This window comes from Spirosoma litoris (assembly GCF_054776755.1).
In genome coordinates this window covers 764062-779598 of record NZ_BAAHBI010000010.1, presented here as the reverse complement: position 1 = coordinate 779598, position 15537 = coordinate 764062, and the positions used below count along the sequence as shown (strand labels likewise).

Genomic DNA, 15537 nt, shown 5'->3' with positions numbered 1-15537 from the left:
TTTCCTTTATTCGCCCTAAGCAGCCATAAGCCATGGATACAACCGACTACAATTTCGAAGAGAAATGGAAGAAGTTAGAGGAATCAAGTAAAGAGGTCTCTGGAACGATCGGTGCGGTAACGGGCGCTCTAGTAGGTGCATCGGTAGCGGGTTTTAGTGCCCCTGTTTTCTATTTCAAAAAAAGAGCTGCTGGTAAAGAAGCGCCAGAAGCGTTACGGGAAATTGGTACCAAAGCTCTGGAAACGACCAAATGGATGAGTGAATTTGGCCGGTTTGCGGGTAAGAAATTTGGGCCGAAAATTATCGGGACCATGCTTTTCGGCGTAGCAGGATTGCTCTCAGGCGACGAATAAAAAGATGGCCTACGTTGAGATAACCCGAAAGTGGAGACAAGCCAGTCATTAGGAGTGGGATCGGGCCGGCTTGCTGGCCAAGTTTCATTATTTGCAAGCAATTAAGTTGGCCTATGTTTTGTGTGACCCCAACGGAGTCAAATGTTTATAGTAATATGGCCCTTTTATAGACATATCACCCCGTTGGGGCCACACAAAAGAGTCAAAGTAAAGCCTGCTTGATTGCTTATTGGATTCCCGTAAATTACAACGTGAAACACGCTCTCCACTCTCTTCGGCAACAAGCTATCGCGGGTTCTCTTTTTCCAGCCGCCAGCTTACTGGAAGCCATGAATCAGCTTGGCTTTGTGCAAGCCGATCCAATTCGGGCACCAGCTCGGGCTCAGGATCTTATTCTTCGTCATCGGGTTCAGGATTATCGAGTTGGCGATCTTGAGCGCGAGTACCCTTCCCTCGACCTGGAAGAAGATTTTCTGTATGCCTATGGCTTTATGCCTAAATCTACCTGGCAACTCGTGCACCCACGCCCCGAAATCGAATTAAGTATGGCCGACAAGCGCGTGCTTGATTTTGTTTCGAACAACCCACATAGTCATCCTCGTCAGGTCGAAGCCTATCTCGGGCGCACCCGCGAACGTAATGATTGGGGTGGGTTTTCAGCCGGAACAACACGATCACTTCAAGCGCTCCACTATCGGGGATTTTTGCGGGTAGCCCGGCGGGAAAATGGCGTTAAACTCTATGAGCTTTCCAGTCAGAAACCTCCCTTGATCGAACCAGCAGACCGTTTGCGTCAGCTAGTCCTGCTGATTACGAACATTTTAAACCCAATCACCGATCGTAATTTACGGGCAGCTCTATGGCATCTGGCTCATGCTGCTCCTGCGCTCAATGTGCAAAAATCAATTATTAAGCAGCTGATTAACACGGGGGATTTAACCCAAGAAGTAGTTGATGGGATTCGCTATGTTTGGCCCACATTAACGTCCGCCAATAACCCGATGAACGAAACTGTCCGCTTCCTGGCTCCGTTTGACCCTTTGGTTTGGGACCGCCAGCGTTTCGAACATTTGTGGGGATGGGCCTATCGTTTTGAAGCCTATACTCCACCAGCCAAACGCGAATTAGGCTATTATGCGTTACCCATCCTTTGGCGAGATGACATGGTTGGATGGGTGACGGTTTCGTATTCTGCCGGTAACCTGGTGGTAGAGCCCGGCTTTAAAAAAGACGTATCGCTTGATGATGACTTTTTTTCCGAATTTGATAGGGAAGTAGAGCGATTTCGCCTGTTTCTGCAAAAGCGCGACTAAACTATATCCTCCAACAAACAAAAAGCAGTACATCTAATTCATTATCAATCAATTAGATGCACTGCTTTTTGTTCCTCCCGCATTGGAATGACCAAAAAATGAGTACTAAATACTTATTTATCAGCCCTCTTCAGCTATAACCCCGAAATAATACGGGCATAGCCATTGTTTGTCGTGTTGCTATCATAGCCATTTGTACTATCATTTGTCACGTTGACCGTGATGCTGGCCGTACTTCCTGAATTTGCTGTAGTACGAGTGATAATGAAGCCCAGATTAACTGTACTATTGGCTCCAATAGATTGGCCAGCTTTCATCTTCAGTACAATCTGGCGATTATCCACGGTACCCGTCACAGTCCAGTTATTATTACTAACTGCTACTGTACTGCCACCTGTCACATTAATACTATTAATCGTAGCGGGGAAAGCAAGTGTATAGCCTGCAGGAGCCGTGGCGGTAACAATCACACTACCTGCCGTTGTAGAATAACCACTGACTTCGGAAATGCTCATGGCAAAGTTACCTACCGTGGCTGTACCCGATGTGCCAAAATTAGCCTGGGGGAGCGAGAGAGAAGGAGACAAATCGGGAACGGCATAGATTATTTTATAGAGTCCACCCCGGCTTAACAGATAGAGGTTTCCATCAGTGCCAGTAGCCAAGCCTACTGGACCACCCGGCACGCTGGTAGCAAAGGACGATCGGGTAGCTGGATTTGCCGATAAGTTAATATTGTTGATCCAGTTACCACAATAATCCGGGAAGAAATAGCGACCAACGTAGCTAGCGGGATAGTTGGTCGTAGTAGGGTTGAAAAAGGTTCCGCCCGTGATAGAGCATCCAACGCCATCTCCTGTACCGTGGGCATAGGTATAAACTGGATAGCTGTATGAGGTATTCGTTGCGCAGGATGGGCCCGTACAAGTCATTCCTTCTGCATCCGGCCAGCCAAAGTTATGCCCACCGGTAGTTGCATCATTAATTTCCTCCCACGAATTCTCTCCTACATCATTGACAAATATTCGGCCCGTTCCCGGTTGCACTGCAAGCGTATACGGATTACGCAGACCATACGCCCATATGCGTTGGGCCGATGCTGACCCCGTTGGAAATGGATTGTCGGCTGGGGCGCTACCATCAGGGTTGATGCGAAGCACTTTGCCTAGATAGTTGTTCAGATTTTGGGCATTCACCCGATTCGCATTTTCACCAACGCCTACGTAAAGTTTACCATCTTTCCCAAAAACCATGCCGCCACCATTATGATTAGTAGCAGAGCTTAGCGGGTCTAAATCCAGAATTACCACTTCACTTCCGGCTAAAGCAACATCTCCATTGGTGGTATACCGGCTGATCCGATTATGAGCTGTAGTACCCGGTACAGTATGATATAGATAAATATAATGATTGGTGGTGAAAGCCGGGTCCAGGGCAATACCGATGAGGCCTCGCTCGCCATTCGAATCGACAGTGAGTGATATAACCGGCGTAGATAGCATAGTACCATTTTTCACAACCCGCAACGCACCCGTCTGTTCTGTGACAAAGATCCGTCCATCGGGCGCCACTGCCATAGCAGTACCTCCATTCAAACCACTCGCTATTTGAACCTGACTAAAACTGGTGGGGTACGTTTGGCCTTGTGCCATTCCAGTAATAAATAATAAGGCTAGGGTAAAGAGCAACTGGTGTGCCTCATTACCGATCGGTCTATACAGATAGCGATTAATACAACTCGCAACTGATTTGTAAATAGTTATCATAAAACGCTGGTATAAAGTGACACATAGTTATTGTCCTATACGAGTCAACCCCAACCATCACTTTAATGTTTACAAATATGATTTTTCGTACATAAATACCAGCATGTGGGCACTTTATAACGCTCGTATTTCCGGATTGAAACCCTAAACGAAATAGCAAAAAAATAGTCCTGACTAGCAGGACTATGTAACGTTCAGTAAGAGCTATGATGATCTTTAGTTGACAGCGATCACGGCAATCTCTTTATTTTTCCCGTATCGTTTAGGTGGCAATACGCTTCAGTTGAACGTTATCGACAGGACGAATCACCAGAGGTACCTTTTCAATTTTGATAGAACTACTGTCTAGTCCAAACCAACGATCTTCTGATGTAGTGTACCCCTTAATGGTAAAATAGATATTCATAATTAACCGCTCACGAAGGGGCAGTTCATTTTCGAAGGAGAGAAATTTTTCCAGAACTACAAAGCGAAAATCGCCAATCACATTCTGTCTACTTAGCGATTCATACCGACTCGTAATATCCACTTCTTTATTCCGAACCATATCTTCAATCACCTTTCGGAAGAATAAATTGATCCGTTGCTCGACCCGGAAACCCAACTTAAAAGTCACTTTATACGCATCGTCGGGCGCAATGGTGTTAACTTTATACTCCATCGTATAAGGATCATCCGTTATATCGACGTGCACGAACCAATAAATATCCGCCCGTTTGGGGCGCTTTTGGAAAATAGAATAAATGATTTTCGACTCTATTTCTGACTGACGGCCCGCATTACTCATAAACACCAGGTGAGTCGCGTATTTGGGAATACTGATATCCCGACTAAGCTCTTTGAGTGCATTGATATAATGATCGATGCGAACGTACTCGGTCAGGCGTAACTTAATCTGGAAGGCTTGCAGCCATATATACATTACCGATGCAATGGCAGCTCCGATTAACACCGAAACCCAACCACCATGCGGGAATTTAATAAGGTTGGCCACCAAGAAACTTCCTTCGAGACCCAGATAGACCGTCAGAAATAAAACGACCCACCAGGCCTGATACCTGTGGGTATAAAGATAATAGGACATCAGGAGGGTTGTCATCAGCATGGTTAGCGTAATTGCCAGTCCATAAGCAGCCTCCATATTAGACGATTTCTGGAAATAAAGCACCACGCCAACACACCCTGCCCAGAGTAACAGGTTGACGCTAGGAACATACAATTGTCCCTTCTGGGCACTAGGATAGCGCAGCTGAACCTTGGGCCAGAAGTTAAGCCGGATGGCTTCACTAATCAGGGTAAACGAACCACTAATCAGGGCCTGGCTCGCAATGACGGTGGCCGCTGTAGCGATAATAATCCCCAACGTAAGAAACCAGGGAGGCATTAATTCATAGAAAGGGATTCGCTCGCTTAGTACCTGGCCTTTCACACTCAGCAACCAGGCACCCTGACCTAAGTAATTCAGGATCAAGCAAGTTTTCACAAACACCCAGCTTACGCGAATATTGGCCCGCCCGCAGTGACCCATGTCAGAATACAACGCTTCGGCTCCGGTTGTGCATAGAAATACAGAGCCTAATAGCCAGAATCCACCGGGGTACTTTGACAATAACCACCACGCGTAGTATGGATTAAGAGCAGCCAGAACACCGGGAGCCTGCATAATCTGAAAGGCGCCTAATGTACCCAACATAATAAACCAGACCAGCATAATAGGACCAAAAGCAGTCCCTACTACACTCGTGCCGAAGGCTTGAATTAGAAAAAGAATGGTTAAAATGACGATGACAATCTGAATAATCATCGTGTCGGTAATGGTGGGATACAGTAGCCGTAAGCCCTCAACCGCCGAGGAGACTGAAATTGGGGGGGTAATAATCCCATCGGCCAATAATGCCGAGCCACCTATGATGGCCGGCAATGTTAACCAGCGGGCATGCCGACGAATAAGCGCATACAGCGCAAAAATACCGCCTTCTCCCCGGTTGTCGGCGCGGAGAATCAATACAACATATTTGACCGTTGTTTGTAACGTGAGTGTCCAGAAAACACAGGAAAGCGCCCCAAGTACAACCTCTGCTTTGATCGGGGCAGATGGCCCAATGATGGCACGTAGTGTATAGAGTGGAGACGTACCGATATCTCCGTAAATAATACCCATGGCAACCAGCAAGCCAGCCGCCGTAACTGTGTCAATATTCCGTTTATCACTCATAAAAATAGGCCGGGTGGTTACGTACCGGAAACCCTGCACAGGTTGTATAAACAGGATGCGGTACGGTCTTCTGGCCGTCGGATCAATTTAAGCAGCCAAACTTGTGCCAAATTGAGTAATAGCCCTAATAATCACCTACAAATTACTAATAATGAGTAAATTATAGTACAAATTAAAAAAGCATGCTGATTAGGATAGACAGGCGGTTTTCCATTTTGGTAAGGTTTATTTTCAAAATGAAAAGGTATGTTCTGGGATTTAAAAATTAATCAGGCATTCTTCTACCCATCAAGCTACGTTAAAACGGCCTCCTGAACGGATGAGCTTCACGTATTTTCCCTATACTTGTAAAGGCCGCAACGGCTTGCTAATTCAATTCACCTATGACTGCAACCTACAGAAAACAGCTTGGTCTGTTTCGTAATCCGGCTGTCCAGCGCGAACTAAACTCCCTCAATCCTATCCGCGATCACCAGCGCATGGTGCATTTGCTGACAGCCTACGAATTCCCGTTCGATATTACTCGCGCGCTTGAGTTAGCGCTGTTCCACACCTATGCCAGTCCGCGAGTATCGGGCTTATTGGCTCGCACTGGCGAATTTGAACGTCACGGTCAAAAGCGTTACGACGATACCAGTCGCCTGATTTCAGAGTTTATGGAATCGGGATACGACAGTGATAAAGGGCAGCGGGCCATTGCCCACATGAATAAGATTCACGGCCATTATCGAATCGACAATGCTGATTTTGTGTTTGTACTGGCCACATTTGTTTTTTATCCGATCGATTGGTTGAATCGCTATGGCTGGCGAAAACTGACCACATCAGAAGAGCAGGCGTTATTTTACTTTTTTCGGGAAGTGGGTATACGCATGAACTTACACGATCTACCCGGCAATCTGGCCGAGTTACGCGCCTTCAGCGATGTGTATGAGGAGAAGTATTTTCGGTATACGGACAGCAATCGTAAAATTGCCGATGCAACGGTACGGATTGTTCAGGGATGGTTTCCCCGTTTTCTTCACCCACTTGTTCAGCCAACTTTCTCGGCCCTCATCAATAACAAATTACGGATGGCCTTCGGTTATCAGCGTCCACCCGGTTGGTTCATCGGGCTAACAACGGGCGCGTTGTGGTTGCGCAAATGGCCCTTACGCTGGATTACGTTCAAGCCCTACCCCTATTTAATTGAGAAAACGACCTTTCGCTACTACCCCGATGGCCCTCCCGACATTGAAGCCGTTGGACCGGATAATTTACAGTAGCGATCTGTTCGACTTATTTCCGACTTACTGGCAAAAAGACATTTACAGCTGGGTGCATCGTATAGAGTCGGAATTGCTTCCCGTCATTTACCACAATGCCACTGGATGTATTGCCTTTCATGATTGGATTTCCAGCATATTTTATCCAGTGTATAAGGTCTTTCGACACAGCCACATTGGTTGACCATTCATGCCAGTCGGCAAAGGCCGACGCATGGTAATAGGCGTAATACAGCCCTTTGTACCGAATCACCTGATTCACGGCAACAGCGTGTAAGTCATATTCTGTTGGCCCTTTTTCCAGAACGGGTTCATCCTGCACGTTCGTCCAGACCTTCAAATCGTTCGACGTTGCCAGCCAGACCGCCCGATCATTACGTTCGTAAAAAAGGTACCAGATATTCTTCTCTTTCCAGATTGCGGGGGTTCCGTAGGGTCCTTTGCTAATGGGTTGATGATTAGTATACCGGATATCGATCGGCCCTTGCTCCTGCCAATGAATCCGATCGGTGGAGGTCAATATATGCGCTATATCATCCTTTCCTTCGGCAAACATATAATACGTACCATCCGATTTGATCACGGACATATCCTCGACCCAGTCTGCCTGATGAATGGGATTGCCCGGATAGCGGGTCCAGGTTAGCCCATCGGCCGAGGTAGCATACCCCAGTGACTGGGTCTGATTTTTCCCTTCCCGATAACCGGTGTACCACATATAATACTGTCCGTTTTCGTGGAGAATATACCCCCGTTCCCGGATTTTCTGATCCCAGGTATCTGCCCCTGTTCCGCTGAATACGGGGTTGCCCGCAAACGGGGTAAATGTGATAAGTTCTTTAGGAAACTCAGGTTCCGCAATGGTTAGCAACGCTGATTTATCCAGTAAAACCCATCCGCCCGATACAGTACTGACCACGAAGAGAACAGGAAGTCCAGCGTTTCGAATCAGGCGTGTAAAGGCGGACGTAAAGTCCATTGATTTCAGGGATTTTACCAGATTTATCATAACAGCTTATGGTTGTTAAAGAGCAAATTTACCAGATATACGTGCCTACAGCCCCGCCTGATAGCGTAGTGGTGACCTGATTACCGGCACTATCAATACTGAATGTCTGCCGGGATGGGCTATCGTTCAGGACAATTAATACGGTGTGGCCATCGGGTGTTTTAAAGGCAACATTGGGTAAATTCTTCACTTCATCAGATGCGATACGCACCGATCCAGGCCGTACGAATTTGGAAGCTACTGCCACATTGTAATAAGCAGGATTTCGTTTGACCGTGTTTCCATCGATCGTCAGTGCCCCTAAACATTGATCGCAACCGCCTGGCGTGTGTGGGTTTTGTTTCGAATCGGCAGCCAGGTTCCATTGCAATACCGTTCGGCTCCAGTTACGAGTTGCCCCAATAATAAGTTCGCGCACATGCCAGACTAAATCGCCTTTAAGGTTGCCGGGTGCTCCTATCCATTGTTCCGTGAAATACAGATTTTTATCAGGATAAGCCTTGTGCACATCCGATAGGGCACCAATTGATCCTCCATACAAATGAAAAGCCGATCCATCGATGAATTTCCGGGCATCGGGGTCATTCAGGACCGTTATTGGGTAATCAGGTCGGTCGGCATTATGATCGTAGATAATGAGTTTCGTTTTGAGCTTAGCAGCTTTAAAAGCTGGTCCCAGGCTTTTTTTGATGAACAAAGCCTGCTCGGCGGGCAGCATCAGCAAACTGGGGTTATTCCCTGGATGCAAGGGCTCATTTTGAATCGTAACGGCATCAATGTGAATCCCGGCTTTCGCCATACCCTGAATGTATTTTACAAAATAGCGAGCGTAAGCATCATAAAATTCCATTTTCAGACTTCCCCCCTTCGTCTCTCCATTCGATTTCATCCAGGCGGGTGGCGACCAGGGCGAACCCATAATTTTGATAGTTGGGTTTATCGCCAGAATCTCTTTGAGAATCGGAATTAAATGCTGTTGATCGGGAGCCAGACTAAATTTGGCTATTGTTGGATCGGTTTCACCGGCGGGCAAATCATCGTACGAAAATACCTGCTCATCGAGGTCAGATGCCCCAATACTCACGCGCAGGTAGCTTACGCCTATCCCCTTACCCTCGGTCGAGAAAAGCTCTTTCAGCAATTTCGCCCGTGCCGAAGCCTCCATTCGGTTGATCAGCATAGCGCTGCCGCCTGTCAGGGTATAACCGAAGCCATCAATGGTTTGATATGTCTGCGCCGGATCGACATGAATCGCCGGGATATCCTTTCGCTCACTTTTAAAGGTTAGCAAAGGTTGTTTTACGAACAGAATTGACCGACTGGGGTCCGTCAGCCAAAACTCAATGCCACCCGAATTAGAACGAACAGGCGCCTTTAGACCGCTACCAGCCCGACTCATGTTCACTTGTTTTGAGCCAGTCTGTCCGAAACTAACAGTCGCAAAGGCAGCGAGCGAGCTTATCAAAAAACTAATCGACACTATCTTGTACATACGCATCTTTAGAGCTCACATAATCCTGGAGACTCCTTGCGAATGTAAACCACTTTTTGGCAAAAGCTACTGATTCGCTTCCGAAACTGGCTTGTTCACCAAATGAGTTCGTCGCGGTTTCAGGACTCGCCGATTTAGATGGACATTCTTTAGCTCGTACTGAATTCCCTGCACTTTCGCGGTTTCCCGATAATCGTGGAGCATATTAAAAATATCGTGATCGATGAACGGGGCTTTGGTGCCATCAATAAGAACCTCGTCGCCCGATTTGAGCGAGTTTAAGGCTTCCTTCAATTGTGGTTTACTCAGAAAATAAAGATCTTTTTCAAACGCAATCGTCACTTTATTACCCACGCGGGCCAATTGAAAGGTCGATTGGAAATTGGTATACAAAACAAAAATAATTCCAACCACCGAGCCCAGTGCAATACCAATCAGCAGATCAGTGAAAACAATACCAACAACCGTCACGATAAATGGCACAAACTGACTCCAGCCGTCCCGGTAGGTGCTTGTAAAAATCGAAGGTTTTGCTAGCTTATAACCAACCATAATCAGTACCGTTGCCAGACAGGATAACGGAATCAGGTTAAGCAAGGGGCCTCCCAGAAACACAGCCAGCAGTAGGAAAAAACCATGTAGAATAGTCGACACACGGGTTCTGGCGCCCCCGTAAATGTTGGCCGATGTTCGGACAACCACCGATGTTACGGGCAATCCACCAATCACCCCCGACAACATATTACCAATACCCTGCGCAATTAACTCCTGATTGGTAGACGATATGCGTTTCGCGGAATCAAGTCGATCAGAGGCTTCTAGATTCAATAGCGTTTCCAGGCTGGCAACCAGCGCAATTGTGGCCGCAATACCGTACACCTGAGGATTACCCAGAATACGTAAGTCGGGGAAATAAAATATAGAAAACAGACTTTTTCCAGCTGCAATTGTTGGAATCTGCACCATGTGCTGATGAGCGGTATCGCCCAGATACCAGGCTGGTACCGACACTCGAAAAAATTCATTTAAAGCGACTCCGCCACAAACAACAACCAGGGCCACCGGAAAGCTTTTAAAAATCGCACGCTTGCTGCGTCCAACCAGACGTTCCCAGCTAATTAAAAAAGTGAGTGAAACCAAACTAATGACCACGGCACCGGGACTGGCGGTTTCGATAGCCCTGTATATTTCTGAAATTGTATTTTCGCCATCGGCCAATTGTTGAAATTCAAATTCACCTTCATAGTCATTGTCTCTGCCAAGCGCATGGGGAATCTGCTTCAGAATAATCACAATGCCGATAGCCACGAGCATTCCCTTGATAACACTGTCGGGGAAAAAACTACTAAAACGCCCTGCTTTGATCAGGCCCAATACCAATTGCATCAGACCTGCCAGCACTACCGCTACCAGAAATGCCTCGTATGAACCTATTTTTGCAATTGAATCGGCGACAATGACAGCCAAACCAGCTGCTGGACCACTAACACTTACTTCCGAACCCGAAAACAACCCAATTACTATACCTCCAATCATCCCGGCTACCAGACCCGAAAATAAAGGGGCTCCTGATGCCAGTGCAATACCCAAACAAAGGGGTAAGGCTACTAAAAAAACAGATAAACTGGCCGGAACATCCCGCCGGAAGTAGTCGGATTTATAATGGGTAAGGGTGTGAAAAGGGCTAACTAGTTTCATAAAAGTGGCTTTTCGGGCTTAGATTCGAAGTCATGACGCACAATAACGTTCATCATTGTGTTAAATTAAAGAATAATTAAAAATTGATTAAAATTTGATTAAATTATTTTGCATACTCATCTTTCCCACACCGAACAGAGGTTCATACAAGAACATTTGACCGACGATGTTCGGGCATTATTACTGCGTCCTAACCCGGCTGGACTGGACTTAAAAAAGCTGGCTTCTCAAATTTCAGCCCGCCAAAAAGCGCGGGAAAAGCTACCTAGCTGGTACGCAAACGATCAACTGATTTTTCCACCTGCTTTATCGATAGAACAAGCGTCTTCAGAGTCGACAGCTATCTATAAAGCCTCCTTAGTTCAGGGGGAATTACTGCTCGATCTTACGGGTGGCATGGGCGTAGATACCTGGGCATTTGCGCAACAGGTAGCGCAGGTAGTGTATGTGGAGCACCGATCCGATCTGGCCGAATTAGCCGCGCACAATTTGCCTTTATTAGGAATTTCGAATGTAACTGTCGAGGTTGGAGATGGCCTGGGCCTTATCGACCAAAACGAAACCAACTTTACCAACCTAGGCTCATTAGAGAAACAGCCTGCCGACTGGATTTACCTTGATCCGCATCGGCGCGATGAACTGGGAGGGCGTGTTGTCAAGCTGGAAAACTGTGAGCCTGATCTCACACAGCCCAACCTGGTTTCGACTTTGTTCAGGAAGACCCGAAAAATTTTAATAAAAGCTTCCCCGTTACTTGACATTGATGCGACCGTCAGACAATTGTCTGGAACCGTAGAATCTGTACACATTGTGGCTGTTCAAGGCGAAGTAAAGGAAATTTTATTCACCCTTAGTAATCAGATCATTGCAAAAGATAACATTATATTTAACACTGTTAACCTTTCCCATCAGGCAGCTATCCGGTTTAACTTCCAATGGCAGGAGGAACGTACAGCCGATGTTAACCTGGGAAACCCGCAGCGTTATGTTTATGAGCCAAATGCTTCGGTGTTGAAGGCGGGGGCATTTCGGCTAGTGGCCACTCGATTTGGCCTGACCAAGCTAGCGCCTAATAGCCATTTATACACAAGCGACGAACTAAAAGGCGATTTCCCTGGTCGAGTATTTGAGATTCAGACCATCATTAAACCCGATAGCAAAGCCTTGAAACTTGCCGTGCCTGATCTAAAAGCGAACCTGACTGTGCGCAACTTCCCCCAAACAGTGGCCGAATTGCGAAAAAAAATGTCATTGCGCGACGGAGGTTCTATTTATATTTTGGCAACAACACTGCTAAATGGCGATAAACGGTTGTTAATAACTCAAAAAATTGATCAAAATCAGTTTCAATAAATTCACTCTATTCCGGTTAATTAGCCGGGTAAATTAACTACATCATGACTACCCTAGCACGTTTTATTCTGATCATCGGACTGGTTTCATTTTCGATCTCAGCCAATGCGCAAACCGTTTATGCCAGTGAAAGTACAATCGACAAAGTCAAAGTTTCGGGCCTGTATTTAACGCTTCAAGGAGACGGCAAACAAATTGAAAAAGACTGGGAGGCCCAACTTCAGAAGTACGGCCGGCTTAGCTCCTCACGCGGAACTTACCGCATTCCAAACGCTGACATTTCGGCAATTTCATCGGAGCCGATTAATCTGGTGAGTACTGTAAAATCGTCGCGTACATCGGCTACCATTTTTGTTGCTTTCGATCTTGGAAATGGCAACTTTGTTACGCCCGGCAGCACGGGTTATTCAGCAGCCGAAGCACTGTTAAAAAGCTTTGCAGACAGCTCTTTGTATAATCAGGAAGTGAAAACGGCTGAAGGTGGCTTTACGGATGCCCAAAGCAATCATCAGAAAATGGTTAAAAAAGGCGAACAGCTCCAACGCGCTATTGAGCAAAATGCAAAGGAAAAAGAGAAACTCCTGAAGCGAATTGACGATAACGCCAAAGAGTTGGAGCAACTCAATAAAGATATCGAAACCAATAAATCTGATCAGGCTGCGGCACTTACCGAGTTGGAAAGCCGCAAAAAGAATGTTGAAGCCGTGAAAGCTAAGAAGAGCAACTAGGAGCCTGTTTCTGCAATAGGTTAGCTAGGACTTCTCCAGTTTAGTCTCTCGGGGCCACTCACGCGGTAGACGCCTTTGGCCCTATTGTTGTGATAGTCAGACAAATATGGTAAATCTAAAAAAACGGACCTAATTCGTCACTTAGGTTTATTCTGCCTTTTCTGTATATGATTCACAATTCGTCTCGGAGTCGCGCTTGACTTGCAAAATCCGTTTCAAGTAGGAGCGTTTTACGAGAAAACCAATATAGGAAGATTTAACCTGAAGTTCCCTGTCATGAGCAACAGGCGCTCATTCATGTAAAGCAAAGTACTTAATGTTGGGGATCAGAATCGCTTTTAAGTATACCTGTATTATAATACATGGGACAGACACTAGTCGTCGAAGAAATTAACTTGGTATGTAGCTTGGTGGGATTAAAGGCTTCACCACAGACCTTTTGGAAGACATTAATATCTACTATATCTTTTGCTTCAGCAGAACGCATTGACAGTGCTTTAACTAAGTTGGCAATTAATCTGGACTTGTCTCGACTAGCTTTACAAATAAACAGATTGACACCGCTCTCTAATTGATAATACAAGCCTATCATTTGGCTGCTCGAGTCAGAACTGACCAGATGTTTGGTTTGGTTTTTAGCTCCCAACAAGGTCATCCAGACCAGAGCAATTAGTCCCCCTGAAAAGAGGAGATGGGCCATTAGGTCTGCCTCTAAAATTCGTTGCCATGCCATAGTGGTAAAGCCGTATGCCGTTTTTGTGACTTTATGAAACTGTTGTCTGATCTGCTATATACTAGCTAAAGTAAGAAACTTAAAGCTAAATACTGTTCCAACAAACGCCCATTTTATGGAGCAGCCATTATTTTAATTCTTTCTAAGTAACGGTAAGCTGTCGCTCTGCTTAGATGAAACAATTGGCCAATCTCTAATATCGTATGAGCTTTAAGAGCATGCATCGCCTTTACGGCCCTGGCCTTTACTTGGGCTTCGGCAGAAAGTCCTTTCGGACGGCCGCCTATTCGTCCCCTAGCTCGCGCTGCGGCCAAACCGGCTATAGTACGCTCGCGGATTAAATCCCTTTCAAATTCAGCTAATGAAGCAAATAGATTAAATACTAAACGGCCTTGTGCCGTAGTGGTATCAATGGCATCATTCAGACTGCGGAAGCCAAGTTCTCTAGCTAGGAAGTCATTGATCAATGTGAAAAGCTCTTTTAGAGACCTGCCTAACCTATCCAATTTCCATACTATAATTGTGTCCCCTTCCCGAATAACCTCCAGCATCTTTTGAAGCTGCGGTCTTATCTTGGTCGATGACACCTTTTCCTGAAAGATTTTTTGACAACCTGCTTTTTTGAGGTCATCCAGTTGAAGGGCTAAATTTTGATCCTGCCCGGGCCGCCGGAGCGGTTGATACGCGTGCATAACCAAGTAGCATATAAGTATCCAAACCGGCAGCGGCCGACCGTCGGCGAACCGGCTATAAAATTACGTATTGGTGTAGGCTGATAGTTGCGAAGATGCAATTAGTAGTCAACTGGTTGGATGCTCTCAAATATCCATCTATAATTCGTTGAGCCAGCGCAAGCTATAGTTCTTTTAGGTCTACTTCCTGAACAGGCAGATAATAGCGCGTGTGTCGTAACTTTCCTTTCTTCGTTAGGGCTCCTAATTCTACCATCTCAGCCAAATCCCGAGTAGCTGTGGCTCTTGAGGTTTTAGCGATTCGAATATAATTTTCGGCACTTAAGCCTCCTTTAAAACCATCTATCTCTTCTTGGAAAAGCCGTGACGCTACTTTTATCTGTCGATCATTCAATTGGACACTGTACATCTCAAAATACCGAGCTTTATAGATAATAAAGGCGATCATTTTCTGAACATAGACTTGTGCTTCCAGAATCTTTTCAGAAAAATAAATGAGCCACTCTGTGATGTCCAAAGAGGTGCTGGCCCGCTCTAAAGCCTGATAGTAGGCTTTTTTGTCTCGCTCAATCGCACTAGATAACGAGGTAATCAATGATTGCCGGCCCCAATGGCTAGTGCTTTTTCGGCAATAGTCCGTCCAATCCGCCCATTTCCATCCTCAAAAGGGTGGATCAATTCAAAATATAAATGGGCCATACCCGCATGAACAACCGTTGGTATTTGCGCTTCAGCAGCTCGATTGAACCAATCGATGTATTGTTTCATCTCTACTTCCACGCGGTTGGATGGAGGAGCTTCATAGTATACTTTGGGCATGTCTAATCGGCCTGATACGATCTGCATTGGGTCAGCATGGGCCCTGTAGCCACCAATCATTTCCAGATCTATTCGGCCATTCATGATCATTTTAGGCCACA

14 protein-coding genes are annotated in these 15537 nt (G+C 46.0%); 5 read left to right on the top strand and 9 right to left on the bottom strand.

Translation table 11 applies throughout. The features are described from left to right. The first annotated feature begins 32 nt into the window (after positions 1–32). Together ACYVGR_RS09760 and ACYVGR_RS09755 are read left to right on the top strand one after the other, a co-directional pair. Positions 33–353, top strand: a complete 321-nt coding sequence (locus tag ACYVGR_RS09760; protein WP_460955964.1) for a hypothetical protein — start codon at positions 33–35, stop codon at positions 351–353. A 251-nt stretch (positions 354–604) separates the two neighbouring features. Continuing rightward, complete coding sequence (locus ACYVGR_RS09755) at positions 605–1666, top strand: DNA glycosylase AlkZ-like family protein (protein WP_460955962.1); 1062 nt, start codon at positions 605–607, stop codon at positions 1664–1666. A gap of 134 nt (positions 1667–1800) precedes the next feature. On the opposite strand, the gene ACYVGR_RS09750 is transcribed toward ACYVGR_RS09755, so the two are convergent. Together ACYVGR_RS09750 and ACYVGR_RS09745 are read right to left on the bottom strand one after the other, a co-directional pair. Then, entirely contained in the window at positions 1801–3318 is a 1518-nt protein-coding gene (locus tag ACYVGR_RS09750; protein ID WP_460955960.1) for a PQQ-dependent sugar dehydrogenase, read from the bottom strand. A 376-nt stretch (positions 3319–3694) separates the two neighbouring features. Continuing rightward, entirely contained in the window at positions 3695–5647 is a 1953-nt protein-coding gene (locus ACYVGR_RS09745) for a KUP/HAK/KT family potassium transporter (RefSeq protein WP_460955958.1), read from the bottom strand. A gap of 383 nt (positions 5648–6030) precedes the next feature. On the opposite strand from ACYVGR_RS09745, the gene ACYVGR_RS09740 reads away from it, so the two are divergent. Beyond that, positions 6031–6912: an oxygenase MpaB family protein gene (locus ACYVGR_RS09740; protein ID WP_460955956.1), complete on the top strand. Its 882-nt coding sequence runs from the start codon at positions 6031–6033 to the stop codon at positions 6910–6912. Between the two features lie 13 nt (positions 6913–6925). Here the strand turns inward: ACYVGR_RS09740 and ACYVGR_RS09735 are convergent, their stop codons facing one another. The 3 genes from ACYVGR_RS09735 to ACYVGR_RS09725 form a co-directional block, all read right to left on the bottom strand. Continuing rightward, positions 6926–7891 (bottom strand): glycoside hydrolase family protein, encoded by a 966-nt coding sequence (locus tag ACYVGR_RS09735; protein WP_460955954.1) that lies wholly within the window; start codon positions 7889–7891, stop codon positions 6926–6928. A gap of 58 nt (positions 7892–7949) precedes the next feature. After that, positions 7950–9320 carry a glycoside hydrolase family 30 protein gene (locus ACYVGR_RS09730; protein WP_460956090.1) on the bottom strand — a complete coding sequence of 457 codons (1371 nt, stop codon included), beginning with the start codon at positions 9318–9320 and terminating at the stop codon, positions 7950–7952. Positions 9321–9479: 159 nt separating this feature from the next. After that, a complete protein-coding gene (locus tag ACYVGR_RS09725) occupies positions 9480–11111 on the bottom strand; it encodes a SulP family inorganic anion transporter (RefSeq protein WP_460955952.1) in 1632 nt (543 codons plus the stop codon). 156 nt (positions 11112–11267) lie between these two features. On the opposite strand from ACYVGR_RS09725, the gene ACYVGR_RS09720 reads away from it, so the two are divergent. Further along, positions 11268–12464, top strand: coding sequence for a THUMP-like domain-containing protein (locus ACYVGR_RS09720; protein WP_460955950.1), 1197 nt, complete (start codon positions 11268–11270; stop codon positions 12462–12464). Positions 12465–12508: 44 nt separating this feature from the next. Beyond that, positions 12509–13192 carry a hypothetical protein gene (locus ACYVGR_RS09715; protein WP_460955948.1) on the top strand — a complete coding sequence of 228 codons (684 nt, stop codon included), beginning with the start codon at positions 12509–12511 and terminating at the stop codon, positions 13190–13192. Positions 13193–13505: 313 nt separating this feature from the next. On the opposite strand, the gene ACYVGR_RS09710 is transcribed toward ACYVGR_RS09715, so the two are convergent. The 4 genes from ACYVGR_RS09710 to ACYVGR_RS09695 all read right to left on the bottom strand — a co-directional run bounded on the left by ACYVGR_RS09710 (position 13506) and on the right by ACYVGR_RS09695 (position 15520). Continuing rightward, entirely contained in the window at positions 13506–13925 is a 420-nt protein-coding gene (locus ACYVGR_RS09710) for a hypothetical protein (protein WP_460955946.1), read from the bottom strand. A gap of 113 nt (positions 13926–14038) precedes the next feature. After that, positions 14039–14617 carry a recombinase family protein gene (locus ACYVGR_RS09705; RefSeq protein ID WP_460955944.1) on the bottom strand — a complete coding sequence of 193 codons (579 nt, stop codon included), beginning with the start codon at positions 14615–14617 and terminating at the stop codon, positions 14039–14041. A gap of 163 nt (positions 14618–14780) precedes the next feature. After that, positions 14781–15212 carry a Fic family protein gene (locus ACYVGR_RS09700; RefSeq protein WP_460955942.1) on the bottom strand — a complete coding sequence of 144 codons (432 nt, stop codon included), beginning with the start codon at positions 15210–15212 and terminating at the stop codon, positions 14781–14783. After that, the gene (locus ACYVGR_RS09695; RefSeq protein WP_460955940.1) at positions 15209–15520 is read right to left on the bottom strand and encodes a Fic family protein; all 312 of its coding nucleotides are present in this window, start codon (positions 15518–15520) and stop codon (positions 15209–15211) included. Before ACYVGR_RS09695 ends, ACYVGR_RS09700 begins: the two co-directional genes overlap by 4 nt. Positions 15521–15537 lie beyond the last annotated feature (17 nt).

What these genes read in the sequence shown, in the direction of transcription:
- ACYVGR_RS09760 (WP_460955964.1), top strand. Translation starts at nt 33, where the DNA reads ATGGATACAACCGACTACAATTTCGAAGAGAAATGGAAGAAGTTAGAG.
- ACYVGR_RS09750 (WP_460955960.1), bottom strand. Translation starts at nt 3,318, where the DNA reads ATGGCACAAGGCCAAACGTACCCCACCAGTTTTAGTCAGGTTCAAATA.
- ACYVGR_RS09745 (WP_460955958.1), bottom strand. Translation starts at nt 5,647, where the DNA reads ATGAGTGATAAACGGAATATTGACACAGTTACGGCGGCTGGCTTGCTG.
- ACYVGR_RS09740 (WP_460955956.1), top strand. Translation starts at nt 6,031, where the DNA reads ATGACTGCAACCTACAGAAAACAGCTTGGTCTGTTTCGTAATCCGGCT.
- ACYVGR_RS09735 (WP_460955954.1), bottom strand. Translation starts at nt 7,891, where the DNA reads ATGGACTTTACGTCCGCCTTTACACGCCTGATTCGAAACGCTGGACTT.
- ACYVGR_RS09730 (WP_460956090.1), bottom strand. Translation starts at nt 9,320, where the DNA reads ATGAGTCGGGCTGGTAGCGGTCTAAAGGCGCCTGTTCGTTCTAATTCG.
- ACYVGR_RS09725 (WP_460955952.1), bottom strand. Translation starts at nt 11,111, where the DNA reads ATGAAACTAGTTAGCCCTTTTCACACCCTTACCCATTATAAATCCGAC.
- ACYVGR_RS09715 (WP_460955948.1), top strand. Translation starts at nt 12,509, where the DNA reads ATGACTACCCTAGCACGTTTTATTCTGATCATCGGACTGGTTTCATTT.
- ACYVGR_RS09710 (WP_460955946.1), bottom strand. Translation starts at nt 13,925, where the DNA reads ATGGCATGGCAACGAATTTTAGAGGCAGACCTAATGGCCCATCTCCTC.
- ACYVGR_RS09705 (WP_460955944.1), bottom strand. Translation starts at nt 14,617, where the DNA reads ATGCACGCGTATCAACCGCTCCGGCGGCCCGGGCAGGATCAAAATTTA.
- ACYVGR_RS09695 (WP_460955940.1), bottom strand. Translation starts at nt 15,520, where the DNA reads ATGAATGGCCGAATAGATCTGGAAATGATTGGTGGCTACAGGGCCCAT.